Below are 26900 nucleotides of genomic sequence, written 5' to 3'. Positions count from 1 at the left end.
ACCATCAGTTTACGACGTTCAGGTCGCGTCGAAAAGTGCTGATTAAACCCCGGTTAAACGGCTCACCTGTGCAGTAAAAGCCCTCGCGCTCATTGTGACTCTATTTATCTGACACCTGCTCAAATACGATTTTAACCAGCGGAAAAGGATAATCTGCTATGTCGGAAATTCTTCTTACTCCACGTTCGAACAACGGCCTTGCGTTATTTTCAGCATTAATTGGCGGCCAGCTGGCGCCGGAAAAGTTGTGGCTTTCGCCCTCGTGGCGCGCCAAGTTTCTGCTGCGATCCATGCTCACTCCCGTCAGCAGCTTGCAGCACATGCGCCATATCGCCGCCTTTGCGCCGATGCAGCAGATTTTGCCGCAGCAGCCCACGCTGCCGGGAAAAATCCACCGCCCTTACCTGTATCTTGGGCTGTCGGTCAGCCAGCGCGTGGCGGCGCTGCACGATCATTACCGCTTCGTCTCGCAGTTAGAGTGTGAAGAGCTGCGCCAGGCGATGCTTAGCGCGACAGATTTCGCACTCGCCCGCTTCAGCGGGAAAGACGGTGAGGCCATGGCAATCACCATGATATGCAACGGTCGCTGCGAGCGCGAAGGGGAAGTGAATTTACTCCTCCACTGCGACGGCACTCTGCTGGGGGTGCTGACGTTTGCCGTGACCGAGCGCAATGGCAAACCGCAGCTGATCGTCGGCGGCCTGCAGGGCGCTCACCGCGATACGCCGCATGAATTTATTCGCCACGCCACCAAAGCGTGCCACGGGCTGTTCCCCAAAAGAGTCCTGCTGGAAGCGCTGATGCAGCTCGCCGTAACGATGGGCATTCAGCAGATTTATGCGGTGCGCGATGGCGGCCATGTGTTCTATAGCCTGCGCTATCGCCTGAAAAAAAGGGCGCTGTTTCACGCCTGCTATGATGAGTTCTGGCAGTCGGTTAACGCGACGGTAGCATCGCGTCATTTATACCAGCTGCCGCTCAGCCTGGCGCAAAAACCGCTGGAGGAGATCGCCAGTAAAAAGCGCGCCGAGTACCGCCGCCGCTATGCGCTGCTTGACCAGCTGCATCAGCAGCTGAGCCGCTTTACCCGATAAGATTAACCGGCTGGCGGCTGCGCGGTACCGGCGGCCGGTTCCAGCTGTACGTCGTCTATCTTCCAGCGGTCGCGTTCATGCACCAGCGTGACCAGCAGATGCTGTTGGTCGGTCGGATCGCGCCCGAGCGTCACGTCGCCAAAGGCGCGGTTGCCGTTCAGCGTGAAATCGCTGACGCTGACGTTATTCACCCAGCCGTCGCTGTAGTCCTGATCCTGCAGAAAGTAATCATCATCCATGCCTTCCGGGCTTTTAATCAGCAGATTGATTTTTTGCAGCAGCCGCTGGGTAACATACTCACTCAGCAGCGGATCGTGCTCATCGATCGGGCTTTCTTCTTTGCTCAGCGCCGTCAGATACCAGCTGTAGAAGGCCACGCTGGTGCTGTGCGGATCGGCATTATGCTCTGCCGCCATCGCCTGAAAGGCGAATATCGGGGCAATCAGCATCAATAACCACTTTTTCATTCCAACCATCCCGGATTAACCACGACTTGTTTTCCTCAATCAGCCCAGGCACTCCATGCCGCCTGTGATTGTATTGAATTTACGCGGCTAATCCAGTGTTCCCGGCGGTGTTCCCGGCTTTTTTTGGTAACTGTTTATCGGCGAGTGACGCATCGATTCATCCATTCGGTCAGGATCGCCGCCAGCCGCTGCGGCTGTTCCAGCGGCAGCATATGGCCGGAATCCTCCACCAGCCGGAATTCCGCATCAGGGATCGCCTCACACAGCGCCCGCGACTCCGCCTGGCTGCGCATGCGATCGTCGGAGGCGGCCACCACCAGCGTCGGGCAGCGAATGTCGGCCAGCAGATGGCTGTCGCTGTTGCGTGCCATCAGCAGCTGACGAATCCAGGTTTCCCGCCCCAGCCGCAGGCTCATATCGAGGATCTGCTGCACCAGCTGCGGATCGTCTTCGTGCTGCTGGCCCAGCGACAGCTTAATCGCCCGGTGGCTCAGCCCGCGGAACGGGCCGCTGTCCTGCTCAAGCTTCCCGGCGACCGTCGCTTTAAACTGCGACTGCATCACGCTGTCTGCTGCACTGGAGGTGGCAATCAGCACCAGCCCCCGCACGCGATGCGGCACCTGGCGAGCAATCTCGCGGGCGACAAAACCACCCATCGAAAACCCCACCAGCACGAATTCCGGCGGGCAGTACTCCAGCACCCTGGCGGCCATCTCCTCAACCGATTTTCCCTGCGACAAATCGCCAAAGGTCAGCGGGCCCATCGCCTCCAGCTGCGGCAACAACCCCTGCCAGAGCCCGGCATCGCACATCAGTCCGGGCAGTAATACCAGTGCGGTCATCAGTAGTGCTCCAGAACATTATTGGCCAGCTTGAAAAACTCATACATAACGGCGCAGCTGCCAAAATAGACGATCAGCCCGGTAATCGCCCCCAGCAGGCGTGACGGTATTGCTCGCGGTGCGTTCCACGGCGCGGCCAGCAGCCAGTTGACCAGATGACCCGGCAGGCAGATAACGGGCACGCCGCGCTCGCGGATGCGCCACACCCCGCTGAGCACAATCAGCGCCAGCATGATTTCAAGCAGGCCCGCCAGCTCTGCCCGGTTCCCCAGCAGCTTCGGCAGGCCAAAATGCATCAGCACCAAAAAGAGGGCAACCACCAGGGCCGAGAGTATGCCTTCAATCAGTAGCCAGACGCCCAACGCGATCTGCCAGCGCCGCAGCGTTTGGAAAACCAGATCGTGGCCGTAGAGATAGAACAGGATCAGTACACCGCTCAGCGTCAGCACCGGCCAGGTGGGATGTGCCTCAACCGCGCTGCGGTTAATGACCACGCCCCAGAACAGCAGCAGATACACGCCAGCCCAGCTCAGGGCAACGTGCTTTTCCTGAAAGAACCGTTCCTGAAAGCACTTTTCCTGGCTGTACTGCAACACCATCGGATTGATGCGGTCGGTCAGCTCGGGATAGCGGGTGCACAGTTCATCCACCTGCCTGCTCATATCGGCGAGAAAATTGGGGATCAGTCTTGCCCACAGCGGCATTTTCTCGTCGCTGCCGGCGATTAACGCCACCATCCGTTTTTTGCGCCAGGAATCCCCGGCGGAATGCAGCAGCGCCTGCCAGCTTGCCCCCATTGCCGTGCGGCGTGCAGCGCGGTTAAGCTGCCACACCAGGCGGCCCGACAGCAGCCGGGTATCATCGTAGCCGTCCAGCCCCCAGCCGAGCGTTTCCGACAGGCGCATCAACAGCGCTTCGGTCAGTCCCGGCCGGTCAACCAGCGCCTGTGCCAGCTGCTGGTTGAACTGCTGCTGCTGCAACAGCGAGCCGTTAGCCGCGACCCGCAGCCAGGTTTCCTCCAGCTGCGCCATGCCCTGCTCTGATGCCAGCAGCCGATCCGCCAGCCGGTTGATTTCTTTTATGCTGTAGGCGGGCGGCGGCAGAGTGATATCTTCTGCGTTATCCGGCGTCATGCCTGTGCGATTGGGCGAATTCTCAATGTCTTCCGGCAACAGAAGGCAATCGGCGGCATGCGCGCACGCATCCTCGTCGGAGATTGCAGCGCCATCACGCCGAACACCGTCGCCGTTTCCGCTGAACGCCACACCATCGTCATCAGGCACCCGCGTTAAGCCGGTTTCCCCGGGCTGAACCTGGAAGCCAAAACCGGCCAGTTCGTCCGGCGCGCTGGCGGCATACTGCTTCGCCTGCTCCCATGCCTCGCGCAGCCGCTGATAGCCTTCAGGATCGCGATCCGGGCGGTGCTGCTTCAGCTGCTTCACATAGGCGCGGCGGATCTCACTCTCGTCGCGGGTCGGATCGATCCCCAGTACGCTCCATTCGTTCATGTTACTGGGTCCAGTTATCGTAGCGGGACAGCATCTGTTCCAGATGCTGACGGAAATCAGCAATCTGACGTACATCCTGGGTTTCCAGCAGCTGTTCAAACGCCGATAGCGCCGCATCAATCTGCTGCCGCTCTTCACCCAGCAGGAAGCGATAAAGCTCGTTGCAGCGGGTCAGCACCCGGCGGTTTTCCGGTCGATCGCGCGGATGCTGCTTCAGCGAGGCCAGCCGTTGCAGGCTCTGCTGGATTTCCTCCGCGCTCATCTGGCCCGGCACGTTTTCAATCACCAACCGGCTGATGGTGTCCGATGCCGACGTACGGCACTCCACTTCCAGAATACCGTCCAGCGTATAGGTAAAGCGCACGTCGATGCTGACTTCACCCGCCTTGCGCGCCGGTACCTCAAGTTTAATTTCGCCCAGCTGGATGTTGTCTTTCACCCGCCGCCCTTCCCCCTGGTAGATCTCAACCTCCACCACGGTTTGATTGTCGACGGCGGTACACAGGGTTTTCTCCATGCTCACCGGCAGGAAGGTATTGCGCTCAATCAGCGGCAGGAAGAAGCCTGATTCCTGGCGGCCATGCTGCTCGCGCATCGTTGCCACGCCCAGCGAATAGGGCATCACGTCGGTAAGGATCACGTCTTCCACCGCGCTGTCCTCCATCACCATCCCGGCCTGCACGCCTGCGCCCAGCGCCACCGCCTGGTCAGGATGCAGATCGTGGCGCGGGAAGCGGCCAAACAGGCGGGCCACGGTCTGACGGATCAGCGGCATACGCGTAGCGCCGCCCACCAGCAGCACGTGATCCAGCTGATCGAGGGTGAAACGGGCATCCTGCAGCGCCTGGCTGACGGGCCGCTGAAGGCGGGCAATCAGCTCGCTGCAAATCTCGGCAAACTTCGCCTCGCTCAGCTCCCACTGCCAGCGCTTATCCTGCCATTCCAGCTCGGCGGTGGTGGGAGAGGACTGGGTAAGATCGCACTTCAGGCGTTCGGCCAGCTGGGTGAGGCTGGCGTAGAGTGCACCTTCCGCCTGATTCAGCTCGGGGAACTGCTGCTGCATCCAGCGCAGGATCGCCGCGTTAAAGTCATCGCCGCCGAGGAACACGTCACCGCTGCTGGAACGCACTTCCACCACGCCGTCGAACATATCGATAATCGACACGTCAAAGGTGCCGCCGCCGAGGTCAAAGGTCAGGTACTTTTGCTGCTGGTTATTCAGCAGGCCAAAGGCCAGCGAGGCGGCGGTCGGTTCGTTCAGCAGCCTTTTCACTTCCAGTCCGGCCAGTTCACCGGCAGTTTTCACCGCCCGGCGCTGCACGTCGTTGAAATAGGCCGGTACGGTGATCACCGCACAGGATACCGGCTGACCGAGGGCGTTTTCCGCATCCTCTTTCAGCTGACGCAGCAGGATCGCCGACAGCTCCTCGGCGCGGAAGCTCTGTGCGCCAAGCTTAACCGTGGTTTCGCTGCCCATATGGCGCTTAAAGCTGGCGGCGGTGAGGTGAGGATGCGACTGTAATCGCGCCTTAGCTGGCTGGCCCACCAGCATATTGCCCGCATCGTCCACGCCGACGACCGAAGGCGTCAGAAAATCGCCAAAGCGGTTCGGCACCAGTTCTGAACGTCCGTTGCGCCACAGGCACAGCAAGCTGTTTGAGGTGCCAAGATCGATACCAATCACTAAATCGGTGGTCATTCACGCTGTCCTTGTTGACCCGCCCGCGCGGGTAAATGTTATGCCCAGTTCTTTTTCTTGCTGGTTTTGCCGATACCCGGATTACAGCTGTTGGTCGGGTCAAGCTGATGAAAATGCTGCTCGTGCTCGCTGGAGGCGTGATACAGATGGCCGATATTGTGCTCCGCCGGGTACTTCGCTCCGCGCCGATCGAGGTATTCCAGCACCGCGTCTTTAAAGGCTGCGCCGTCCACGCCGGGCTTCAGGATGTAATCCTGATGATTGACCAGGCAGAAGAAGTGGCCACAGCAGGACCCTTCCAGTACCTGCGCCTGAAGTTCCGGCGGCAGCTGGATCATCCACTGCTCGTCGTTACGCCGCAGCGCCACGTCGAAGGCAATCAGCCGACGATCGGTATTGATGCCGTAGTAGTCGCAGTAAAAAACGGTGCAGGCACCGACGCCGAAACGCACCAGAAACGCATCGCCCTGCTCCGCTTCCGTACAGTGGAACCAGTCGCCGTTGCGCTCGGCAAAGAACGCAGTCAGCAGGCGGTTCATCGCGGCGGCTTCTACGTGCGCGACCTTGATCATCAGATGATGCTCATAGCGGCGATGCCACGACAGCAGGCGCGGCGAAATCGTCGACGGCGTCAGCCGGTTACCGAGCTGGATCAGCTTATCGATGGTGTTGGCCGGCAGCAGCTTGAGCTGCTTCACCCGCGCATCCCAGCGGGCTTTTTTCTGCATCAGCCCCGGCAGTGCCGACGGCCCCAGCCGCTTAATCGACAGCAGCATATGGCGGGCATAGCGCAGCGTCAGGCGGAAGGCATTGCGATGAATGTATTCCGCCTGAATCGGCAGCTGTTCAAGACTTTCAATCAGATAGCGGCGCAGCTCCAGCAGCACCTGCTCATCGTTGGTGCCAATATAGAAGGTGTCTTCCTGCGGCGTGGCGTCAAAGGTGGCGAGGCGCACGGCAAACACAATCACCTTTCCGGCGCAGCCCGCGCTGTCGTGCAGATACTGCGGATTGCCGTTAAAGCGCGTTGGCGTGACGGCATCCACATCCTTAATTACCGAGGCGTAGTCGTCGGCCCAGATTTTCCCCTGCCAGTCGGCGGCGGTGCCGGTGGTGTAATCGCCGGATTCCAGCCGGGCAATCATCTGCTCCGGCTCGGTGCCCAGATCGATACCCAGATGGTTCACCAGCTCCAGCCGACCGTCGTCGGTGATGCGGGCAAACAGTGATTTTTCGGTAAACGCCGGGCCGCGCTGTAATAGCGATCCGCCGGAGTTGTTGCAGATGCCGCCCACTACGGAGGCACCAATGCAGGAGGAACCGATCACCGAGTGCGGTTCTTTGCCGTACGGCTTCAGGCTCTCTTCCAGTTCGGTCAGCGTGCTGCCGGGGAACGCAATAATCTGCTGCGCATTATCGATCACCTGCACCCCTTTGATTTTACGGGTGCTGATAATGACCACCGGGCGATCGTAATCGTCTCCGTGCGGGGTCGATCCGCCGGTCACGCCGGTATTGGACGCCTGCATCAGAATAATCACGTCGTTTTGCTGGCAGACTTTAAGCGCCTGCCAGAGCTGAATCAGCGTTGCAGGCAGCACCACGGCCAGCGCGTCACCGTGGCCCACGCGAAATCCTTTGCAGTAGTACGCTTTCTGATAGCTGTCGGTAATCAGACCGTCGGCACCGACCACCTTGCCAAGCTGTTGTAGGGTATTGGCATGTTGCATAGCGGGTTGACCTCTCCCTGGAAGATTGATGTGCGCAAAGAGTGTACCTGACACTTTTCCGCCAGAGCTAGCACTGTTCGACAGAAAATGCCGCGGTTTATCGGCGGATAAATCCACAACATTGATAATGATTTCAGCCAGTTCGGGAATTTCAGAGAGATCTTCGGTGAAAGCGCATTATGCAGAGGCAATCGACTGGATGACTGGCCGTTCGTCCAGAAATAGCGCGACGCATTTTTATTCTGACCGTGGATTATTTTTTTGAAAAAAACGGCAGGAAAGGATGAATAAATAGTTAGCTTTTTAGCAGCCATAGGCAAAGTATTTTTATGCATATTTTATTCACACAAAATGCATAAAATTAATTTTTCCTCTGTTTTTCAGAAACTTGAATGTGATCAAAAAGTGAATAATTCCGAGCTATTCTGTGTTGACATTGTTATTCCCCACGGCCAGCATTAGGCCACTCGCTCACCTCCCGCCAGCGGTTCTGGCCTGAGTGAAGGCCATACGGCGCTGTCCGTTTTCTCGTCGCGTAGTACGCCTGCCCCCCTTTTTCATCGGGACGGGATTGCTTTGCCTGCAAAAAAATATTGAGAGGATGCCATGTCTGACCAAGCGGATGCGCAGCAAAATCTGCATCGGGGCCTGAGTTCCCGCCATATCCAGCTGATCGCCCTCGGCGGTGCCATCGGTACCGGGCTGTTTATGGGGGCAGGTAAAACCATTGCCGTTTCGGGAACCTCCATTCTGATTACCTACGTGGTGGTCGGATTCTTTATGTATATGACCATGCGGGCGATGGGTGAGCTGCTGCTGACCCGGCTGGACTATCGCTCGTTTGCCGACTTCGTGGCCGACTATCTGGGGCCGAAAGCCAGTTTCTACCTCGGCTGGTCCTACTGGCTGAGCTGGGTAGTGACCTGCATTGCCGATGTGGTGGTCTGCGGTGGCTACGTGCAGTACTGGCTGCCGGAACTGTCGCCGTGGATACCGGCGCTGTCAACGCTGGCGCTGCTGTGCCTGCTTAACCTGCTGTCGGTAAAAATGTTTGGCGAGGCCGAGTTCTGGTTCGCCATTATCAAGGTGATTGCCATCGTGGCGCTGATCGTCACCGGCGGCTGGATGATCGCCAGCGGCTGGACCTCGCCGGATGGCGTGCAGGCGTCACTGAGCAACGTCACCAACCCGCAGGTGTTTATGCCGCACGGCATTGTCGGCTTCTTCGCCGGTTTCCAGATCGCCATCTTCTCCTACACCGGTATTGAGCTGCTGGGTACCATGAGCGCCGAAACCCGCTCACCCGAGCGCGTGCTGCCGAAGGCGATTAAGGCCATTCCGATGCGCATTATCATTTTCTACGTGCTGTCGATGGTGGTGATTATTGCCGTGACTTCCTGGCAGCATATCGCGCCGGATACCAGCCCGTTCGTCACCCTGTTTGATAAAGCCGGGCTTCCGGCGGCGGCGGCGATTATCAACTTTGTTGCCCTCACCTCGGCAATGTCCTCCGCCAACAGCGGCGTTTACTCCAGCACCCGCATGCTCTACGGCCTGTCGGTTGACGATCACGCCCACTGGCAGTTCCGCATTCTGTCACGCACCACCTCGATTCCGGTGCACAGCCTGCTGTTTACCTGCTTCTGTATGCTGATTGGTACGCTGCTGCTGTTCCTGGTGCCGGACGTGATGACGCTGTTCACCGTGGTTTCGACCCTGGCGGCGATTCTGGTGATCTACAGCTGGGCGATGATCCTGATTGCCTATCTGGTATACCGCAAACGTCGCCCGGATCTGCACCAGCGTTCCACCTTCAAGATGCCGGCGGGCATCGCCATGAGCTGGCTGACCCTGCTGTTCTTCCTGTTCTCACTGGTGGTGATGGTGTTTGATGCCGATACGCTGACGGCGCTGTGTACCATGCCGCTGTGGTTTATTCTGCTGGAGTGGGTCTGGCGGGTGAAGCAGCGCAAAGCGCAGGTTGAGTCAGAGGCGGTGTGAGCGCCTGAAAGAGCGACCGTGTGCGTAGCTGCTGAAAAAACGTAAGCGTGTGGCCACATAATAAAACAGGCTCTGCCGGGTAACCGACAGAGCCTGTTTTGCAGAGGACGGCGTCTTTACGGATGCCGCCTGCTGATGCCGCCCGATGGGCACAATCGCCCACCGCAGACGGCCTGAACGCTTACAGTACGCCCTGCGCCAGCATCGCATCGGCCACTTTAACGAAGCCAGCGATGTTCGCGCCGTGAACGTAATGGGTCTGCTTGCCTTCACCGCCGTGCTCAACGCAGGCGTGGTGAATATCCAGCATGATGTGCTGCAGGCGAATATCCACTTTCTCAGCCTTCCAGCTCAGACGCGCGGCGTTCTGCGCCATTTCCAGACCTGAAGTCGCCACGCCACCGGCGTTAGCCGCTTTGCCCGGTGCGAACAGTACGCCAGCATCCAGGAAGGCATCGGTTGCCGCAATGGTGGTTGGCATGTTCGCGCCTTCGGCAACGGCCTTCACGCCGTTAGCAATCAGCTGCTTAGCGGCAGGCAGATCCAGTTCGTTCTGCGTGGCGCACGGCAGCGCGATATCCACCGGCACGCTCCACGGCTGCTGGCCGGCGAGGTAAACCAGGTTGCGTTCGCGGGCGTAGTCTTCCACGGTGCCGTAACGTACGTTTTTGATCTCGGCCAGATGCGCCAGCTTCTCGGTGGTGAAGCCTTCTTCATCCACCACGGTGCCGCCGGAATCGGAAGCGGTGATGACACGCGCACCCAGTTCCAGCGCTTTCTCGATGGCGTACTGCGCCACGTTACCGGCACCGGAAACGGAAACACGGCTGCCTTCAAAGCCCAGACCGTGGCGCTTCAGCATTGCATCGGTGAAGTACACCAGGCCATAACCGGTGGCTTCAGGACGGATCAGGCTGCCGCCGAAGGTCAGACCTTTACCGGTGAACACACAGCTGGTGTTGTTGGACAGCTTTTTCATCATCCCGGACATAAAGCCCACTTCACGGCCGCCCACACCGATATCACCCGCCGGAACGTCGGTATCCGGGCCCAGGTGGCGATACAGTTCGGTCATCAGCGCCTGGCAGAAGCGCATCACTTCCGCGTTGCTTTTGCCTTTCGGATTAAAGTCAGAACCGCCTTTTCCCCCGCCCATCGGCAGCGTGGTCAGTGCGTTTTTAAAGGTTTGTTCAAAGCCGAGGAACTTCAGAATTGACAGGTTTACAGAAGGATGGAAACGCATACCGCCTTTGAAAGGACCAATAGCAGAGCTGAACTGCACGCGCCATGCGCGGTTCACCTGTACCTGGCCACGGTCGTCGGTCCAGGCTACGCGAAACTGAATGGCTCGCTCTGGTTCCACCAAACGTTCCAGCAATCCCTGCTCCTGATACTGCGGGTTCTGTTCCAGAAACGGCCACAGAGAGGTAAAGACTTCACGTACCGCCTGCAGGTATTCCGGTTGATTAGGGTCACGCTGTTGGACGGAGGTTAGAAACGACTCCAGAGAGTTAAAACCTTTCATTACTAAATCCTTCTGACTGTGGGATGTCACTGGTGCTAATTAAGAGTTATTTGAATAGCCAGTGAGGTAATATTGTGCGTCAACGACTATATCATCGCTTTTCAAGCGCACAACAAAAAAGTTTTGCACCTTTAATCGCCTGAAAACCTATATCGAGCGACAGGATGACGCACGAATTTCGTGACTCATCATCGTCCAGGGCACGGCTGGCGTGCTCTGCAAGGGATCGCGCTAAAATCAACCATGCCAATACAAGCCATTTGGCACCATAACAAAAAGACCATAATTACATAAGGTTAAGACAATCTATAAGAAAAAATTATGACGAATAAATGCTAATTAAAGTTAATCATAAAGACACATAAAAATTAAAGACACGGTAAAAACACCCGTTAATTCACATTTTTTACAATGGTATTAAATAACCCAAAATGATTATTAAACCTGATTAACATTCGCGAATAAAAGCCATTTAAGGTGGCACACTTATCACTAAAAGCATAAAGGCAATGCTCAAAACCTGGAGATAAAATAATCCATTACTTATCGAAGTAATAGTTCAGGCTACCGCAAATTCCGACAAGTATTAGCCTCTGACGTCACATTACGAATTGTTATTATCCGCTTAAAACACCCTTATCTTCGCCGTTTAAAAAGCGCCATCTTCTTTTCCAGGAATACGTTCTCTCACTTTATCGGTCATTCTTGCCACCACCATTCCCGATAAATAGGCCCTGTTTTTGAAGGGATTAATAAGTTGTACATATGTACACTTTTCTGTTTACATCCTTTAATGAGAATGCATATCATAAACATCCTTATTAAAAAAATGCGCTTATCTTATGAAAACCACGACTTTTGTTGCGTTCAAACCTCTCAGGGTACTGATGCTTTTCGCGCTATACGGCATCCTGCCTCCCGCGTATTCCGCTGATGCGGATGGCGATAATCCACTAAAAAAAGAAGAGTCCGCTGAACAAACCTTATTCGTCACCGCCGAAGAGGAGATTAAACAGCAGCCGGGCGTGTCGGTCATTACCGCCGAAGACATCAGTAAACATCCTCCGGTTAACGATCTCTCAGATATTATTCGCAAAATGCCGGGCGTGAATCTCACCGGCAACAGCAGCACCGGCGCCAGGGGAAATAACCGGCAGATTGATATTCGCGGAATGGGCCCGGAAAACACGCTGATTCTGATCGATGGCAATCCGGTCACCTCTCGCAATGCTATTCGCTACGCGTGGGACGGCGAACGCGACACACGCGGCGACAGCAACTGGGTACCGGCTGAAGAAGTTGAACGTATTGAAGTGATTCGAGGACCCGCAGCGGCACGCTACGGTTCCGGCGCGGCGGGCGGCGTGGTGAACATCATCACCAAACGGCCAACCAATGCCTGGCACGGCTCGCTGAGCTATTTCCTCAATCAGCCAGAAAGCAGCAGCGAGGGGAATACCAACCGGACCAACTTCAGCCTCAGCGGCCCGCTGGCGGATGAAGCATTAACGATGAGACTGTACGGCAGCTGGAATAAAACCAAAGCCGACAGCCCGTCGATTAATGGCACAGATAACAGTTCGGGTTTAACCCCTGCGGGACGTGAAGGCGTACGTAATAAAGATATTAACGCCGTGCTCTCCTGGAAACCGACCAATAATCAAACCCTTGATTTCGAAGCGGGCTACAGCAGGCAGGGAAATATTTACGCGGGTGATACTCAGTTCAGCCTGGCTTCTGATGCCACGAAGGCGCTGGCGCAGTCCGGCGCGGAAACCAATAAGCTTTATCGGCAGAATTTCGGCATCACGCACAACGGCATCTGGGACTGGGGCCAGTCTAAGCTGGCATTCCAGTATGACGGAACGCGCAACAGCCGACTCGATGAAGGCCTGACCGGGCGCACGGAGGGGTCGATTAAAGACGGAGCCGGTTTCATCACCAGCCAGCTGCGGAACTACCGGGTGAACGGCGAGATTAACTTCCCCGTTGACTGGCTGCGTGAGCAGACCATTACCCTTGGCGCGGAGTGGAACCGCTCCGAGCTTGAGGCCCCGAATTCAGCACTGCAAACGCTGATTTCCGGCGACGCCGTCAGCGGCGCGGCGGCAAACGGCAGCCATGTGAAGTCCCACTCCGATCTGAGCGGCATCTATTTCGAAGACAATATTCAGGCCACCGAAACCACCCAGGTGATACCGGGTCTGCGCATGGATTACGATAACCGCTTTGGCAGCAATTTCAGCCCCAGCCTGAATCTGTCACAGGCGCTGGGCGAATACTTTACTCTGAAGGCCGGTATTGCGCGGGCGTTCAAAGCGCCAAACCTCTACCAGTCCAGCCCCGACTATCTGCTTTATTCCCGGGGTAATGGCTGCCCGCTCACCGTGGGCTATGAGCCCTGCTACCTGGCGGGCAATGACGATCTCAAACCGGAAGTCAGCGTGAATAAAGAGATCGGGCTGGAATTTAATCATCAGGGCTGGGCCGCGGGTATTACGTGGTTCAGAAATGACTATAAAAATAAAATTATCGCCGGGAATGATTTCCTTGGCGCAACGAATTCCGGTACCGCCATCCTGCGCTGGGAAAATACCGGAAAAGCGGTGGTGGAGGGTCTGGAAGCCAACGTCACCGTCCCGGTCAGCGATGCGCTGAACTTTAATACTAACGCCACTTATATGATTACCTCCGAGGATAAAACCACCGGAAATCCGCTGTCGATTATTCCTGAATACACCATTAACTCAACCCTCGACTGGAAAATCCGTCAGGACCTGTCGGCGAACGTCAGCTACACCTTCTACGGCCCGCAAAAGCCACGAAAATATGCCGTTAACCATACCGAGTTAAATAACGGCCTGGATCAGACCCGCGTAGGATCGTATGGACTGGTGGGCTTAAACCTGCAGTACCAGATGACGAAGAACCTCGATCTGAAAACCGGCATCAGCAATCTGTTTGATAAAGAGATTAAACGCCGGGCCGAAGGGGCCTCAACCTACAACGAACCGGGCCGGGCGTATTACTTCGGCGCTACCGTATCATTCTGAGGCGAGGAACAGAGATGTCAGTCAGTCGTCGTAAATTTTTAATGGGCGCAGGATGCGGTATTGCCGGTGCAGCGGTGGGCTTTACAGCGGGGGTGTTTACCGCCGCCCGCCCCGGGTACATTTCAGCTTCGCAGATCCCGCGCGCTCAGGCAGTGTCAACCCATGCGGATCTCCCGGCGGAAGCCGACGTGGTGGTGATTGGCGGCGGCATTGCCGGAATATCCACCGCGTTGTTCCTTAATGAAAAGAAACTGAACGTGGTGGTGCTGGAAAAAGGCGTCGTCGCCGGAGAGCAGTCCAGCCGCGCATTCGGCTGGGTTTATTCCAACCACTGGGATTTGGGCAAGTATGAGTTAGCCAATCAGTCCAAACGTATCTGGTCGGGCTTTGCCAGCCGCTTTGATACCGACGTTGGGTTCAGAGCATCGGGCAACTACGTCATGATGCACACCGATGAAGAAATCTCAGCGGCAGAAGAGTGGCTGAAGCACGCCCACGCGCGCGATCCGCAATGCGATGCCCGCATCGTTTCCGGTGCAGCGATGAACGCCGTTATTGCCGGTGCCGGGGACAAATATAAAGCGATGCTGTATCAGGCCAGCGACGGCACGGCAGAACCGGTCTGGTCCGTCTCTCGTATCGCCGAAGGTGCCATGCGGGAAGGGGTGAAGATTGTTGCGCCCTGCGCCGCACGCACCATCGAATACGCAGCGGGCCGGGTTGCGGGCGTCCATACCGAACAGGGCTTTATCAAATGCCAGAATGTGGTCCTGGCGGGAGGCGCCTGGTCGGCTCTGTTCGCCGAAAACGCGGGCTATCATCTGCCGCAGCTGTCGATTGACTCCTCCATGATGCGCATCAGCAGCGCTGAAGGAACCTTACCCGGCGCAGGCTATGGCCCCGATTTTGTCTGGCGGCAGATGGCAAATGGTGAAACCTCAATTGGGGTGATGCAGCATATCGCGCCGGTGACCAAAGCCAGCTTTAAGTACCTGACCGATTTCTTCCCCAGCCTGCGCTATTCATCGGACCTGCTGAAGATAACGTTCACCCGTGATTTCTTCCATTCGCTGAATATGAAATCACGCTGGTCGGCACAGGATATTACGCCGTTTGAAGAGATCAGGATGCTGTCCGGCCAGGTTGACCACACGGCAACGCAGGAGGCGCTGGCAAACCTTCGCCGTGCCTGGCCTGCCTATCAACAGACCACGGTGAAAGAGCAATGGGCCGGGATTATTGATGCCAGCCCGGACTCAACGCCCTACATTTCCGCCGTCGCCAACCGCAACGATATTTACGTGATAACCGGCTTTTCAGGAAATGGCCTGACGACCGGCCCGGCGGCTGGCCAGATGCTGGCGCAGCTGATCGCCGGCGAACAGACCACCTGTAATCCTCATATCTACCGCTTCAACCGCTTCAGCGACGGTTCACCGTTCACCTTCCGCCACTGATCCTGCCGGTATTCCAGCCCGCGCCTCTTGATGCGCGGGCTGTTTTTATGCGTCTCTGACCTGCGTACAGAGCGCGATGGCTAACAGACCGCAGAGCAGAATACTCAACGCCAGGCTTAACGGGCCCTGTGGAAACAGGCTGATAAGATAGCCAATCAGCGATGAGATCAGATATTGCAGTGCCCCCATTACCGCCGCTGCCACCCCAGCGGAACTACCGGCATTCTGCATCACTAATGCCATAATATTGCCGTAAATCAGGCCTAATGACCCCATTGCAGCGGCCAGCATCACGGTAAACCCCACCGCCGTGACGCCATGCATCACCAGCACCACCGCCAGCAGCAACCCCATCCCAGCATGGAGCCCCAGACCGAGTATCGTCACCGCCCTGGCCGACATCCCCAGGTTCAACAGCCACACGCTAATAAAACCGGCAACGATGCTGACCAGCGCGTTAAGCGCAAAGATATAGCTGAACGACTGAGGAGAGAGCGCATAGAAATGGGTGAAGATAAAAGACGAGGTTGCGATGTAGTTGAACAGTGAGCCCAACGCCACGCCGCTGGCGATGGTGTAGAGCATATAGCGACGGTTTTTGAATACTGCGGCATAGGCGCGCAGAATCGACCGGGGATGCAAAGGCGTGCGTTTTGCCAGCGGCAGAGAATCAGGCAGCGATGCGGCACACCAGAAAAAACCCGCCGTCCCCAGCACGCCAAGCATCATAAAAATAAGCCGCCAGTCGCCCAGACCCAGCACGTAGCCACCAACGACCGGGGCCACTACCGGCGCGATCATCATCACCTGCATCAAAATCGTAAAGATCTTTGCCGCCTCGCCGTCGCTGTAGCGATCGGAGACGATGGCTCGCGGGCTGACCAGTCCTGCCGACGCGCCCAGCGCCTGCAAAAACCGCATCACAATCAGCATTTCAACGGAGGTCGCTGCCGCCGCGCCAAAGGACGCTGCGGAAAAAAGTGCCATTCCCGCCAGCACCGGCGTTCTGCGGCCGTACCGATCCAGCAGAGGACCATACAGCGCCTGCCCTATTGCCAGCCCGGCAAGAAAAATAGCCAGTGTCAGCTGCATGCGCCCCGCATCGGTATTAAACGCAACGGCCATATCCGGCATGCCGGGAAGGTACATATCGATTGCCATCGCATCAAGCGCCGTCAGCAAAGAGAGCAGGACAATCAGCGCCGGGCTGATGCGGCCAGCATCATGTGTTTTTACATCGGACATTCATTCACCCATAGTTTTTGCTAGTGAAAGTCAGGATTAACCGGTCACGATAAGAGACTGCGCCGGAAGAGGTGACAATTTTACTAAACATGTACATTTGTACAACTTTTTTCGGGTAAATGCCTTGCTGGCAAAATAAAAAGACACCATTGCTGATGTCTTTTTATTTAAATCCTGTGAGAGGTCGGGTTAAATGACAAAATCATTTATGAAGCAGCAGATGAATGGCCGTGACTAAATTTTCTTCGTCAAAAAGAATGCTGTCGGGTTCCAGCACGCTGCGCATCAGCAGCGAGTCAATCATCGAGGAGAGGAGCTTTGATTTGAGTAAATCTTCCGTGACGTATTTCAACATCATATCTTCGATAATCAGCAGCCAGCTGAGGCTGAGTGGCCGAAGCGAAGGCCGGGATATCGCCGCAGCATACATCTCATATTCGTGATGGATAAGCTTCCTGTCCATTAGCGTGGTAATGAGGAATTTTATCACAATATCGGCAGGTGGCAGCTCAGCATGCTGAGAGAACCACTTCTCTGTTATTTCTTTGAAATCTGAAAGATAAGACTGCATCGCAGCTTCTAACAGATCGTCAAGGCTCTTAAAATAGTAGGTGGTCGATCCCAGCGGCACCCCGGCCTCTTCGGCAACGGCGCGGTGATTGCACTGGTTTATACCCTGCTTGCGCAAAACTCTCATGGTTGCATCAATGATAATTTTTTTCTTCAATTTTGCCACAGTTCGAGTTTCGCCAGCCATGCTAAATACACCCCGTTAAAAAACTTCGCGGATCATAGCATTCCGTCGAAAATCTTACCAACGTTAATAAAAGTCGATATTATTACGGTGGATGACAAATGAAATACAACGATCCACCCTGATGCAATCACTCATCAGAAAATAATATTTAATCATTGAATACAATTAATTTACGGAAAAATGAGATTATAAGAAATAACGGAATGTGCACATTAAACATCACATTCCGTCTTACACGATTATTTCAGGCGATTCTTCAAATGGGATCGCCGGATGCGTATTTCACCTTTCCGCCACTCCCCCTGCGGCGTGGCCTGATCATCAATCAACCGGTTCAGCGCTTCGGTAATCAGCAGATCAATACGCTGGCTGAACGTGGTCAGCTGCCAGCCTTCGGCAGCGGCATCATCGATATCGTCAAAACCAACAATGCCGATTTCGCCCTGATGCCCGGCCAGCCTGAGGGCTTCAAGCGCACCCAGCGCCAGAATATCGTTCTCACAAAACAGCGCATCCACCCACTGCTCTGCGGGCACCGATTGCAGATAGTCGGCCATCGCCCGGTAGCCTGAATGCCGGTCGTAATGCCCGGCGGTCAGCAACACGCCGACATCATGGCCCGCATCCTGCAACCGCGCACTGTAGCCTTCCATTCGCTGCAAATGATCGTTGCTGGTATCCGGTCCTTTCATGTAGCCGAAGCGATGATATCCCTGCTGCAACAGCAGGTTAGCGATATCGCGCCCCGCCTGGATGCCGTTGATATTGACCACATCGATATCATCCGCATCGTTATTGCGGCACACCTGCACCAGCGGAATATGCAGCATGTCGTGCGCTACGGCGATCAGTTCGTCGGTCAGCAGCGTACCGAGAAACAGAATCCCGTCCACCTGCAGCTGGTCAGCCATGGTCATCACCGAGGTGTAGTTTTCTCCCGGGGTGATATTCAGCGTCAGCGCCATGCAGCCGCGTCGCTGCAACTGGCGAGTAACGGCGTCCAGCAGCATCATCAGATGCGGGTTTTTCAGTTCATCGATAACCACACCGATGATATTGGTTTTCTTCTTCGACAGGCTGCGCGCCAGCAGATTTGGCCTGTAGCCCAGTTCGCCTGCCGCCGCCAGCACTTTTTCGCGCGCCCGGTCGGACACCGACGCCCCCGGCGTAAAAGCCCGTGAAACGGTCCATTTCGACACACCGGCCCGCTTTGCCACGTCGTTGGCGGTAGTTTTATGGTGCATTTTAGTTTTTGTTGTCATAGCCCCTGCGTTTCAGAGTTTGCCCAATCTGCCCTCTGCATTGAACGCTAAACCCGGCGGAAAAGAAATCGAAAAACAAAATGCAATCGGGTGCAAAATGTTAAATTTGTGTGATCAAACGCAGTGATTTTCACTTTCGGTGATTGACTAATTTTTAGGCGTGGAAGACATTTCCATCACTCCCCCGGCGAAAGCAAATTTCTTCTTCGGCGGAGTACCCCTCTGTTTGCACCCGGTTGCACTCGTAATGTGAATCAGCCGACAACCTTATGATATGGAATAAAAAAATGAAAAATATCAAAGTGCTGCTGTTGATGTTCTGCTCGCTGTTTATGTTCCAGGCCCAGGCCAAAAGCTATCAGGTCGGCGTGGCCCTGGCGAACTTCGATTTAAACTTCGTTTCCATTCTTCGCACGCAAATGATCGCCGAACTGAAAAACCAGGGGATGAACGGCCAGTTCTCCGATGCCAAAGGTGACGTGGCGTTACAGATCCAGCAGGTGGACGATTTTATCAACCAGGGCGTGGATGCCATCATCCTCAATCCGGTGGATACTCAGGGGGTTAAACCGGCGATGGATGCCGCCAAACGCGCCGGCATTCCGCTGATCTTTGTGAACCGCAAGCCGGAAGTGAAGCTGGAAGGCATGCAGGCCTACGTCGGTTCCGACTCGGCGCTCAGCGGAAAAATGCAGATGGAAGAGCTGGCGAAAAAAATGAACTACAAAGGCAACGTGGCCATCCTGATGGGCGCACTTTCCACCGAAGAGGCCCGCGAGCGCACTCGCGCGGTTGAAGAGGTGATCGCCAAGCATAAGGATATGAAAGTTATCGAGAAACAGAGCGCAAAATGGCAGCGTAACGAGGCGGTTGACGTCACCTCCAGTTGGCTGCTGAACGGCACAGCGATCGACGGGATTGCCGCCAACAACGACGAAATGGCCATCGGGGCGATTATGGCGCTGAACCAGGCAAAACGCAGCAACATCGCGGTTGCGGGCATCGACGGTACGCCGGACGGATTACAGTTTATCAAGAATGGCGAAATGGCAGTGACCATCTTCCAGGATGCCAAAGGCCAGGCCATCGGTTCGGTAAAAGTGACCAAAGTGATGCTGGAAAAACAGCCGACCGAAGCCTACAACTGGGTCCCCTATGAAGTGGTGACAAAGCAGAACTACGCCGGTTTCACCGAGAAAAACACGAAGTAATCACTCGTATCTCCCTGTTTTTAACCCGGATAATGCCCATATCACAGCGGGTCTGCCTTCGGTAGATCCGTTTTTGCACCCGGGTGCATTTTGTTGAATTTTTGTGATCCGGATGGTGAATTTTGCATCAGGTCGATTGACTTAATTTTCGCCATCTCTAAAAGTGCAGCACATGACAAGCAACAGCAACACCGCTTATCACCGTCTGTGAAACCCGTATAACGTCCTTTTTTGCACCCGGGTGCAAAACAACATTCAGGAGTCAGATATGCTTAACGGCGAAAGAAAAATCCCACGTCCACTGCGCTGGGCCATGATCGGCGGCGGCCGCCTGAGCCAGGTCGGTTACAAGCACCGCAGCGGCGCGCTGCGCGATAACACCGCCTACCAGCTGGTGGCCTGCGCCTTCGATATCGATGCCGCACGCGGCCGCGATTTCGGCGTCAACCTCGGCGTGGCGGCAGAGCGCTGCTACGACACCTACCAGCAGCTGCTGGCGGAAGAAGCGAAGCGCGAAGACGGCATCGAAGTGGTGACCATCGCCACGCCAAACGGCACCCACTATGAGATCACCAAAGCCGCGCTGAACGCCGGTATTCACGTAATTTGTGAAAAGCCGCTGTTCTTCACCACCGCCGAAGCACGTGAAATCAAAGCGCTGGCGGCGGAAAAAGGACTGATCGTTGGCGTGACCTACGGCTTCTCCGGCCATCCGCTGCTGATGCAGATGCGGGCGATGATTGCCAACGGCGAAATCGGTGAGGTGCGCATGGTGGAACTGCAATACACCCACGGCTTCAGCGCTAACGACAGCGCCGACAAATTCAGCGAAGCGCAGAAATGGCGCGTGGACCCGAAAATTGCCGGGCCAACGTTTGTGCTGGGTGACATCTCCACCCACACGTTCTACATCTCCCAGCTGGTGCTGCCGGAGCTGCATATCAAATCGCTGCTGTGCGACCGCCAGAGCTTTATCCCGTCGCGCGCGCCGCTGGAAGATAACGCCATGGTGCTGATGCACTACGAAGGTGGCGCGGTTGGCCGCATGTGGGCTTCTTCCATCAACGCCGGTTCTATGGACAGCCAGTTCATTCGCGTCATCGGCTCCAAAGCCAGCCTGCAGTGGAGCGACTACAACCCGGGCGAGCTGAAGTATGAAATTCAGGGCCAGCCGACCCAGACCATGCACCACGGCATGCCGTACCTCGATGAAAGCGCGCTGGCCGACGAACGCCTGGGCGCGCTGCACACCGAAGGGCTGGCCGAATCCTGGGCCAATATCTACCTGAAATTCGCCATCGCCATCAGCGCACAGCAGCGCGGCGATCGTCAGACGCTGGAAAACCTGATCTACCCCGATATCGACGCCGGTCTGGAAGGCGTTCGCTGGATTGAAAACTGTGTACGTTCCGCCGACAACGGCTCCACCTGGGTTAACTACGAGTAAGGTTCCATCATGAAATTATCATTCTGTACCGACAGCCTGGGCCACCTGCCCTTTGAAGCGATGCTGGATAAACTGCTGGAACTCGGCGTGACCGGCGTGGAGATGACCACCGGCGGCTGGTCTTCCGCCCCGCACCTGCGCACCGACGAGCTGCTGGCCAGCCCGGCTAAGCGCCAGCAGGTTCTTCAGGCGCTGGAAAGCCGCGGCATGCAGATCGCCGCACTGAACGTTTCCGGCAACCCGCTCGATCCGGGCGAACTGGGCCAGCGCCATAAGAGCGACACCGATAAAGCGTTACAGCTGGCGGGCCACTTTGGCGTGAAGAAAATCGTGATGATGAGCGGCCTGCCACCGGCCAGCCCGCAGGACACCATCCCGAACTGGATCACCTACACCGTCAGCTGGCCGCCAACGCTGAAAAACTGCCTCGACTACCAGTGGAATGAAGTGGCGATCCCTTACTGGCAGGGGCTGGTTGCCCGGGCGAAAGAGTGCGGCGTGGAGAAATTCGCGCTGGAAAACTTCAGTTCAATGCTGGTGTGGAACCCGGAAACGCTGTTCCGCCTGCGCGATGCCGTTGGCCCAACGGTCGGCCTGAACCTCGACCCGAGCCACCTGCTGTGGATGGGTGCCGATCCGATTGCCGCCGCCCGCGCCCTTGGCCCGGCGATCCATCACGTTCACGGCAAAGACGTGCGTATGGAACGCGGCCTGGTCGGCATCAACGGCCTGCTGGAAACCAAACCGGTGGAAGACGTTGCCAACCGCGCGTGGAACTACGTGGCCGTCGGCTGCGGCCAGGATCTGCAGTGGTGGAAGGAGTTCTTCTCGGTGGTGCGCATGATGGGCTACAACGACTGGGTTTCTCTGGAGATGGAAGATCTCACCATGTCGGTGGAAGCGGGCGTCACCTCCTCGATCGCCGCGCTGCAACAAACCATCAGCCAGTAGTTCCGCTTTCCGGTGGCCGCCGCGCGCGGCCACCCGCATCCGTCATTTCAATCCCCGACTGGCCAATAACAACCACACCACATAGCCCAGTCTTTATCCGGAGTGTGAATTTTGGAACATTACCTCTCTAAAAATCCGGCATCTGGCCCTAACAGTAAAACCCGGACCGAACCCTTAGTTAAAGTGATCACCGCCATCGCCACTCTCGGCGGCCTGCTATTTGGTTACGATACCGGGGTGATCTCCGGAGCCCTGCTGTTTATGGGGCCGGAACTGCAGTTAACGCCCTTTACTACCGGGCTGGTCACCAGCTCCCTGCTGGTCGGTGCGGCCACCGGCGCGCTGGTGTCCGGTAGCCTGGCCGATCGCCTGGGACGGCGGAAAATCATTCTGATCCTGGCGATTATCTTCGCCGTTGGCGCGCTCGGCACGGCGCTGGCCCCCAACCTGGAGGTGATGCTGATTTCCAGGGTAATACTCGGCCTCGCCGTGGGCGGCGCGGGCACCACGGTGCCGGTCTACCTGGCCGAAATTGCCCCGGCCAACCGGCGCGGGCAGCTGGTGTCCATCAGCGAGTTGATGATCGTCACCGGGCAGATGCTGGCCTATATGTCCAACTTCGCCTTTAACGAAATCTGGGGTGGCGAACACACCTGGCGCTGGATGCTGGGCATCGCCACGCTGCCCGCGGTGCTGCTGTGGTTCGGCATGCTGTATATGCCGGATACGCCGCGCTGGTACGCGCTGAAGGGCCGCTTTGCCGAAGCGCGCGACGTGCTGAACCGCACCCGGGCGAAGGAAGACGTGGACTGGGAGATGATGGAGATCGAAGAGACGATGACCGCCCAGGCACAGGAGAAAGGTTCACTGCGCGACCTGCGGGTGCCGTGGATGCGCAAAGTGTTTCTGATCGGCGTGGGCTTCGCCTTCTTCCATGCGGCAACGGCGGTGAACAGCATTATGTATTACGCCCCGGTTATCCTGCAAAACACCGGCATGAGCACCAACGCCGCGCTGTTTGCCACCATCGCCAACGGCGTCGTTTCGGTGATTATGGTGATGATTGGCATTCTGCTGCTGGGCTACATCGGGCGACGTAAAATGGCCGCGCTGGGGCAGATTGGCTGCACCTGCTGCCTGTTCCTGCTGGCGGCGATCTCGGCGTTTATGCCGGAGCATATTGGCAGCGAGGTCAACCTGCTGCGCAGCTATCTGATCTTAGGCTCGATGCTGCTGTTCCTGTGCTTTATGCAGGGTGCCTACGCGCCGGTGATCTGGCTGATGCTGTCCGAAATGTTCCCGGCGAAAATTCGCGGCATCTGCATGGGCGGCGCGGTATTTGCTCTGTGGTGCTCCAACGTGATTATCGCCATGTCGTTCCCGGTGCTGCTGGCATCGTTCGGGCTGGCCAGCACCTTTGCGATATATGGTGCGGTGGGCATCGTCGGCATTATCTTCGTGCTGAAATATATCCCGGAAACCCGCAACCGCAGCCTCGAACAGATTGAGCACTATCTGCGTGATAAGTATGACGAAGAGCGTGTGATGAAAGCCCAGAAGCGCCAGAAAACGGCGCGCCAGACGGGCTGATAATCAGTAAGGCGGCGGCAGAATGCCGCTGCCGGAATAAGATCAGATCCCCGCCTCGCGAATATCATGGGCGTTAATCGCGCCGATAATCATGCCATCTTCGCCCAGCACCGGCGCAGAGGAGATTTTGCGCTGCTGGAACAGCGCCAGCGCTTCGGCGGCATGCTGGGAAGCCAGCAGCGTAAAGCCCGGAGTGCTCATCGCCTCCTTCACCGGGGCGGCAATCACCCCGCCCTTCAGCAGCCAGCGGCGCAGATCGCCGTCGGTAAACACGCCGTTCAACGCGCCGTCCTCGCCCGTGACCGCCACCAGCCCCAGCCCGGTGCGGGTCAGCTCAAACAGCGCATCGGTAATCGTGGCGTCAACATTCACGCGGGGGATTTTCTCCCCGGTACGCATAATGTCGCCCACCAGGCACAGCAGGCGCGCGCCCAGGCTCCCCGCCGGATGGGTACGGGCATAGTCCTGTTCGCTGAAGTTGCGGGCGCGCATCAGCGCAATCGCCATCGCATCGCCCATAATCAGCGTATTCACCGCCGACGAGGTCGGGGCCAGCCCCAGCGGGCAGGCCTCTTTTTCCACGTGAATATTGATCCAGCGGTCGGCGGCCTGCGCCAGCGGCGAGGCGGCATTGCCGGTAAAAGCAATAATCCCCACCGGCAGCGCCTTGAGCAGCGGGATAATGCGCACGAACTCGGCGGCGTGGCCAGAGTAGGAGATCAGAATCACTACGTCACCGGCGGAAATCATCCCCAGATCGCCGTGCAGCGCTTCGGCGGGATGCACGTAAAACGCCGGGGTGCCGGTGCTGGCCAGGGTGGCGGCAATTTTTCTGCCGATATGGCCGGACTTGCCGATGCCGCTGACAATCACTTTGCCACCGCAGCCGTGCACCATCATGCAGGCCTGTACAAAATCGTCGTTCAGCCTGTCGGGCAGACTGGCGGCTTCCTGGAGTTCGGTGGCAATCGTCTCGCGCGCCGCGTTTAATAAAATGTCCCGCACGGTTATTTCTCCCCGGCAATAATGACCTGAATCCCTTTTTCCCGCAGCTGGGCGACGGTTTCATCCGCCACTTCGCTGTCGGTGATCAGCACGTCGACCGCATCCAGGCTGCACACCACGTTGGGGCTGCGGCGGCCAAATTTGGAGGAGTCGATCAGCAGCACAATTTTCTTCGCCGCGCGGCACATCGCCTGACTGACGGCAAAGACTTCGTTAAAGGTGGTGACCCCAGCGGTAATTTCCACGCCGTCGGCACCGATAAACAACGTATCAAAGCTGAAGTGGCTGAAGGCGGATTCCGCCAGGCTGCCGTGGAACGAGGCGGAGGTGCTGCGGTAGGTGCCGCCGGGCATCAGGATCACCTGATCGTTGTTCAGCTCCACCAGCTCGTTGACGATACCGAGGCTGTTGGTCATCACGGTGATATTATTGAAGCGCGCCAGGTGCGGCACCATTTGCAGCACGGTGCTCCCCGCATCAAAAATCAGCGAGTCGCCCTCGTGGATCAGCCCTGCCGCCAGCGCGGCGATGCGCTTTTTCTTCTCTATGTTAATCAGCGTTTTTCTGTCGATGGGCTGATCGCCTTCATCGCGGTTCAGCATCACGCCGCCGTAGGTACGGATCACCGCGCCTTCCTGCTGAAGGCGGGCAAGATCCTTGCGGATAGTGGTTCCCGTGGTATTGAAGTGCGCTATCAGCTCCTCCACGGTGGTGCGTCCCCTATCCTGAAGATAATCGAGAATTTGTGCCTGGCGCTGTACAGGTTTCATAAAACGGTCCTTTGCAATATCTGAACTGTTCCTCTTCACCCCGGACGGCATAACGCGTGATGCAAAGGATTAATCTTTCAGAATGAAAGGTATCACCGTTTATTTGAAATGGCTAATGCCAGCGCCTGCTGCGCGGATTTATTACGTGGAAACATGATCTCGGGACGGATTTCACTGACCAGTTTGCCGGTCAACGCCCCTTCACTCTGCGGCCGGGAGAACACCGTCAGCCCCTTCATCAGGAAGTTGCCGGTCACCCGACGATCGTCGTCCAGGCTCAGCACCACTATCACGCGAGGCTTAAAGCGCCCCGCGGAACGGCCAATGCTGATGTGGCCGTTATCGGCCATGTCGGCCAGCGCCTGGTTAAAGCGTCGGATTTGCACCCAACCCAGCGCGATTTGCCCCAGCCAGGCCACTCCGGCCAGGCAAATTAAGGTATTAACCGGATCCATCTTCTTCCCTCCAGAACCGGCAGCCGAAGCTGCCGGTATGTCATCAGAACATTACCTGTCCGCCGGTGATATTCACCGATTGTCCGGTGCAGTAGGCGGCTTTATCGCTTGCGTAGAACAGCAGCACGTTGAGGACATCCTGATAATCGCAGCCGCGTTTCAGCGGCACCTTATCAATATAGTGCTGCTCCACCTCTTCCGGCTCGATGCCCAGCTTCTCGGCGTACTGCGGCAGCAGCGACTGGAACATCGGCGACTTCAGCAGATTGCCCAGCATCAGTGAATGCACGGTAATGCCGTATTCGGCCAGATCCAGCGCCAGCGATTGGGTCAGCCCCACGCCGCCAAATTTGGCCGCGCTGTACCCGGAGTTGTGCTTGCTGCCCACTTTACCGGATTTGGAGTTGATCTGGATGATGCGGCCTTTAATACCGTCGCGGATCATCAGCTTAGAAAACTCTCTGGCACAGAGGAAGTACCCCACCAGATTCACCTGCAGCGACAGGTCAAAATCGCTCAGCCCAAACTCGGTAATCGGTGCCGCCCGCGCCACGCCTGCGCTGTAGAGCAGCAGGTCGGAACGGCCAAAGGTTTCATCCACCGCCGCGGCCAGCGCCACCACGCTGGCTTCTTTCGTGGCGTCCGCCTCAAAACCGGCAGCGCGCCCTTCCCCATAACGGCTGTTAATGGTGTCCGCAACGCGGCGGGCGTTCTGAATATTAAGGTCAGCAATCGCAACACGATAACCGGCTTCCGCCAGCCCTTCGCACAGGTAAGCACCCAGCGTCTGACCGCCACCGATGACTACAGCAACCTGATCCATGATTTTCT

21 protein-coding genes are annotated in these 26900 nt (G+C 56.8%); 8 read left to right on the top strand and 13 right to left on the bottom strand.

The genetic code is table 11. The annotated features are described in order from the left end of the window. The first annotated feature begins 158 nt into the window (after positions 1-158). On the top strand, positions 159-1094 hold the full coding sequence (locus tag IBT46_RS00695) for a VirK/YbjX family protein (protein WP_200543114.1): 936 nt from the start codon (positions 159-161) through the stop codon (positions 1092-1094). 2 nt (positions 1095-1096) lie between these two features. Here the strand turns inward: IBT46_RS00695 and IBT46_RS00690 are convergent, their stop codons facing one another. From IBT46_RS00690 to dld, 5 genes are all read right to left on the bottom strand, one after another. After that, the gene (locus IBT46_RS00690; RefSeq protein WP_200543113.1) at positions 1097-1561 is read right to left on the bottom strand and encodes a DUF3828 domain-containing protein; all 465 of its coding nucleotides are present in this window, start codon (positions 1559-1561) and stop codon (positions 1097-1099) included. A 134-nt stretch (positions 1562-1695) separates the two neighbouring features. Beyond that, entirely contained in the window at positions 1696-2403 is a 708-nt protein-coding gene (locus tag IBT46_RS00685; RefSeq protein ID WP_200543112.1) for an alpha/beta fold hydrolase, read from the bottom strand. Beyond that, complete coding sequence (locus IBT46_RS27165) at positions 2403-3911, bottom strand: J domain-containing protein (protein WP_234479890.1); 1509 nt, start codon at positions 3909-3911, stop codon at positions 2403-2405. Before IBT46_RS27165 ends, IBT46_RS00685 begins: the two co-directional genes overlap by 1 nt. 1 nt (position 3912) lies before the next feature. Then, positions 3913-5610, bottom strand: coding sequence for an Hsp70 family protein (locus IBT46_RS00675; protein WP_200543111.1), 1698 nt, complete (start codon positions 5608-5610; stop codon positions 3913-3915). 38 nt (positions 5611-5648) lie between these two features. Beyond that, the gene (gene dld, locus IBT46_RS00670; RefSeq protein ID WP_200543110.1) at positions 5649-7340 is read right to left on the bottom strand and encodes a D-lactate dehydrogenase; all 1692 of its coding nucleotides are present in this window, start codon (positions 7338-7340) and stop codon (positions 5649-5651) included. 606 nt (positions 7341-7946) lie between these two features. Here dld and IBT46_RS00665 point away from each other — a divergent pair. Then, positions 7947-9341 (top strand): amino acid permease, encoded by a 1395-nt coding sequence (locus IBT46_RS00665; protein WP_200543109.1) that lies wholly within the window; start codon positions 7947-7949, stop codon positions 9339-9341. A 181-nt stretch (positions 9342-9522) separates the two neighbouring features. Here IBT46_RS00665 and gdhA read toward each other — a convergent pair whose 3' ends face one another. Then, positions 9523-10866, bottom strand: coding sequence for an NADP-specific glutamate dehydrogenase (gdhA, locus tag IBT46_RS00660; RefSeq protein ID WP_200543108.1), 1344 nt, complete (start codon positions 10864-10866; stop codon positions 9523-9525). Positions 10867-11753: 887 nt separating this feature from the next. Between gdhA and IBT46_RS00655 the strand changes: the two genes are divergently transcribed. Beyond that, positions 11754-13919: a FepA family TonB-dependent siderophore receptor gene (locus IBT46_RS00655; protein ID WP_200543107.1), complete on the top strand. Its 2166-nt coding sequence runs from the start codon at positions 11754-11756 to the stop codon at positions 13917-13919. A 14-nt stretch (positions 13920-13933) separates the two neighbouring features. Next, positions 13934-15376, top strand: coding sequence for an FAD-binding oxidoreductase (locus IBT46_RS00650; RefSeq protein WP_200543106.1), 1443 nt, complete (start codon positions 13934-13936; stop codon positions 15374-15376). A 45-nt stretch (positions 15377-15421) separates the two neighbouring features. Here IBT46_RS00650 and IBT46_RS00645 read toward each other — a convergent pair whose 3' ends face one another. From IBT46_RS00645 to IBT46_RS00635, 3 genes are all read right to left on the bottom strand, one after another. Continuing rightward, complete coding sequence (locus IBT46_RS00645; protein ID WP_200543105.1) at positions 15422-16621, bottom strand: multidrug effflux MFS transporter; 1200 nt, start codon at positions 16619-16621, stop codon at positions 15422-15424. Positions 16622-16823: 202 nt separating this feature from the next. Then, a complete protein-coding gene (locus tag IBT46_RS00640) occupies positions 16824-17378 on the bottom strand; it encodes a TetR/AcrR family transcriptional regulator (RefSeq protein WP_200543104.1) in 555 nt (184 codons plus the stop codon). Between the two features lie 239 nt (positions 17379-17617). After that, positions 17618-18640 (bottom strand): LacI family DNA-binding transcriptional regulator, encoded by a 1023-nt coding sequence (locus tag IBT46_RS00635; protein ID WP_200543103.1) that lies wholly within the window; start codon positions 18638-18640, stop codon positions 17618-17620. Between the two features lie 287 nt (positions 18641-18927). Between IBT46_RS00635 and IBT46_RS00630 the strand changes: the two genes are divergently transcribed. The 4 genes from IBT46_RS00630 to IBT46_RS00615 all read left to right on the top strand — a co-directional run bounded on the left by IBT46_RS00630 (position 18928) and on the right by IBT46_RS00615 (position 23839). After that, the gene (locus IBT46_RS00630; RefSeq protein ID WP_200543102.1) at positions 18928-19851 is read left to right on the top strand and encodes a substrate-binding domain-containing protein; all 924 of its coding nucleotides are present in this window, start codon (positions 18928-18930) and stop codon (positions 19849-19851) included. A 268-nt stretch (positions 19852-20119) separates the two neighbouring features. Then, a complete protein-coding gene (locus tag IBT46_RS00625) occupies positions 20120-21298 on the top strand; it encodes a Gfo/Idh/MocA family protein (RefSeq protein WP_105592231.1) in 1179 nt (392 codons plus the stop codon). A 9-nt stretch (positions 21299-21307) separates the two neighbouring features. Next, entirely contained in the window at positions 21308-22249 is a 942-nt protein-coding gene (locus IBT46_RS00620; protein ID WP_123331882.1) for a sugar phosphate isomerase/epimerase, read from the top strand. 111 nt (positions 22250-22360) lie between these two features. Further along, the gene (locus IBT46_RS00615) at positions 22361-23839 is read left to right on the top strand and encodes a sugar porter family MFS transporter (protein ID WP_200543101.1); all 1479 of its coding nucleotides are present in this window, start codon (positions 22361-22363) and stop codon (positions 23837-23839) included. A 42-nt stretch (positions 23840-23881) separates the two neighbouring features. On the opposite strand, the gene IBT46_RS00610 is transcribed toward IBT46_RS00615, so the two are convergent. The 4 genes from IBT46_RS00610 to srlD form a co-directional block, all read right to left on the bottom strand. Beyond that, positions 23882-24844, bottom strand: coding sequence for a KpsF/GutQ family sugar-phosphate isomerase (locus IBT46_RS00610; protein ID WP_200543100.1), 963 nt, complete (start codon positions 24842-24844; stop codon positions 23882-23884). Positions 24845-24846: 2 nt separating this feature from the next. Then, positions 24847-25614, bottom strand: coding sequence for a DNA-binding transcriptional repressor (locus tag IBT46_RS00605; RefSeq protein ID WP_200543099.1), 768 nt, complete (start codon positions 25612-25614; stop codon positions 24847-24849). A gap of 92 nt (positions 25615-25706) precedes the next feature. Next, positions 25707-26069: a transcriptional regulator GutM gene (gutM, locus tag IBT46_RS00600; RefSeq protein WP_200543098.1), complete on the bottom strand. Its 363-nt coding sequence runs from the start codon at positions 26067-26069 to the stop codon at positions 25707-25709. A gap of 43 nt (positions 26070-26112) precedes the next feature. Continuing rightward, entirely contained in the window at positions 26113-26892 is a 780-nt protein-coding gene (gene srlD, locus IBT46_RS00595) for a sorbitol-6-phosphate dehydrogenase (protein WP_105592237.1), read from the bottom strand. Positions 26893-26900 lie beyond the last annotated feature (8 nt).

The organism is Erwinia sp. S38, assembly GCF_016624545.1.
Classification (GTDB): domain Bacteria; phylum Pseudomonadota; class Gammaproteobacteria; order Enterobacterales; family Enterobacteriaceae; genus Erwinia; species Erwinia coffeiphila.
The sequence above is the reverse complement of the archived record's forward strand: the minus strand, read 5'-3'. Positions and strand labels throughout refer to the sequence as shown.

Excerpts from the sequence above, each read along its gene's own strand:
- IBT46_RS00695 (WP_200543114.1), top strand. The coding sequence starts at position 159 with ATGTCGGAAATTCTTCTTACTCCACGTTCGAACAACGGCCTTGCGTTA.
- IBT46_RS00690 (WP_200543113.1), bottom strand. The coding sequence starts at position 1,561 with ATGAAAAAGTGGTTATTGATGCTGATTGCCCCGATATTCGCCTTTCAG.
- IBT46_RS00685 (WP_200543112.1), bottom strand. The coding sequence starts at position 2,403 with ATGACCGCACTGGTATTACTGCCCGGACTGATGTGCGATGCCGGGCTC.
- IBT46_RS27165 (WP_234479890.1), bottom strand. The coding sequence starts at position 3,911 with ATGAACGAATGGAGCGTACTGGGGATCGATCCGACCCGCGACGAGAGT.
- IBT46_RS00675 (WP_200543111.1), bottom strand. The coding sequence starts at position 5,610 with ATGACCACCGATTTAGTGATTGGTATCGATCTTGGCACCTCAAACAGC.
- dld (WP_200543110.1), bottom strand. The coding sequence starts at position 7,340 with ATGCAACATGCCAATACCCTACAACAGCTTGGCAAGGTGGTCGGTGCC.
- IBT46_RS00665 (WP_200543109.1), top strand. The coding sequence starts at position 7,947 with ATGTCTGACCAAGCGGATGCGCAGCAAAATCTGCATCGGGGCCTGAGT.
- gdhA (WP_200543108.1), bottom strand. The coding sequence starts at position 10,866 with ATGAAAGGTTTTAACTCTCTGGAGTCGTTTCTAACCTCCGTCCAACAG.
- IBT46_RS00655 (WP_200543107.1), top strand. The coding sequence starts at position 11,754 with ATGCTTTTCGCGCTATACGGCATCCTGCCTCCCGCGTATTCCGCTGAT.
- IBT46_RS00650 (WP_200543106.1), top strand. The coding sequence starts at position 13,934 with ATGTCAGTCAGTCGTCGTAAATTTTTAATGGGCGCAGGATGCGGTATT.
- IBT46_RS00645 (WP_200543105.1), bottom strand. The coding sequence starts at position 16,621 with ATGTCCGATGTAAAAACACATGATGCTGGCCGCATCAGCCCGGCGCTG.
- IBT46_RS00640 (WP_200543104.1), bottom strand. The coding sequence starts at position 17,378 with ATGGCTGGCGAAACTCGAACTGTGGCAAAATTGAAGAAAAAAATTATC.
- IBT46_RS00635 (WP_200543103.1), bottom strand. The coding sequence starts at position 18,640 with ATGACAACAAAAACTAAAATGCACCATAAAACTACCGCCAACGACGTG.
- IBT46_RS00630 (WP_200543102.1), top strand. The coding sequence starts at position 18,928 with ATGAAAAATATCAAAGTGCTGCTGTTGATGTTCTGCTCGCTGTTTATG.
- IBT46_RS00625 (WP_105592231.1), top strand. The coding sequence starts at position 20,120 with ATGCTTAACGGCGAAAGAAAAATCCCACGTCCACTGCGCTGGGCCATG.
- IBT46_RS00620 (WP_123331882.1), top strand. The coding sequence starts at position 21,308 with ATGAAATTATCATTCTGTACCGACAGCCTGGGCCACCTGCCCTTTGAA.
- IBT46_RS00605 (WP_200543099.1), bottom strand. The coding sequence starts at position 25,614 with ATGAAACCTGTACAGCGCCAGGCACAAATTCTCGATTATCTTCAGGAT.
- gutM (WP_200543098.1), bottom strand. The coding sequence starts at position 26,069 with ATGGATCCGGTTAATACCTTAATTTGCCTGGCCGGAGTGGCCTGGCTG.
- srlD (WP_105592237.1), bottom strand. The coding sequence starts at position 26,892 with ATGGATCAGGTTGCTGTAGTCATCGGTGGCGGTCAGACGCTGGGTGCT.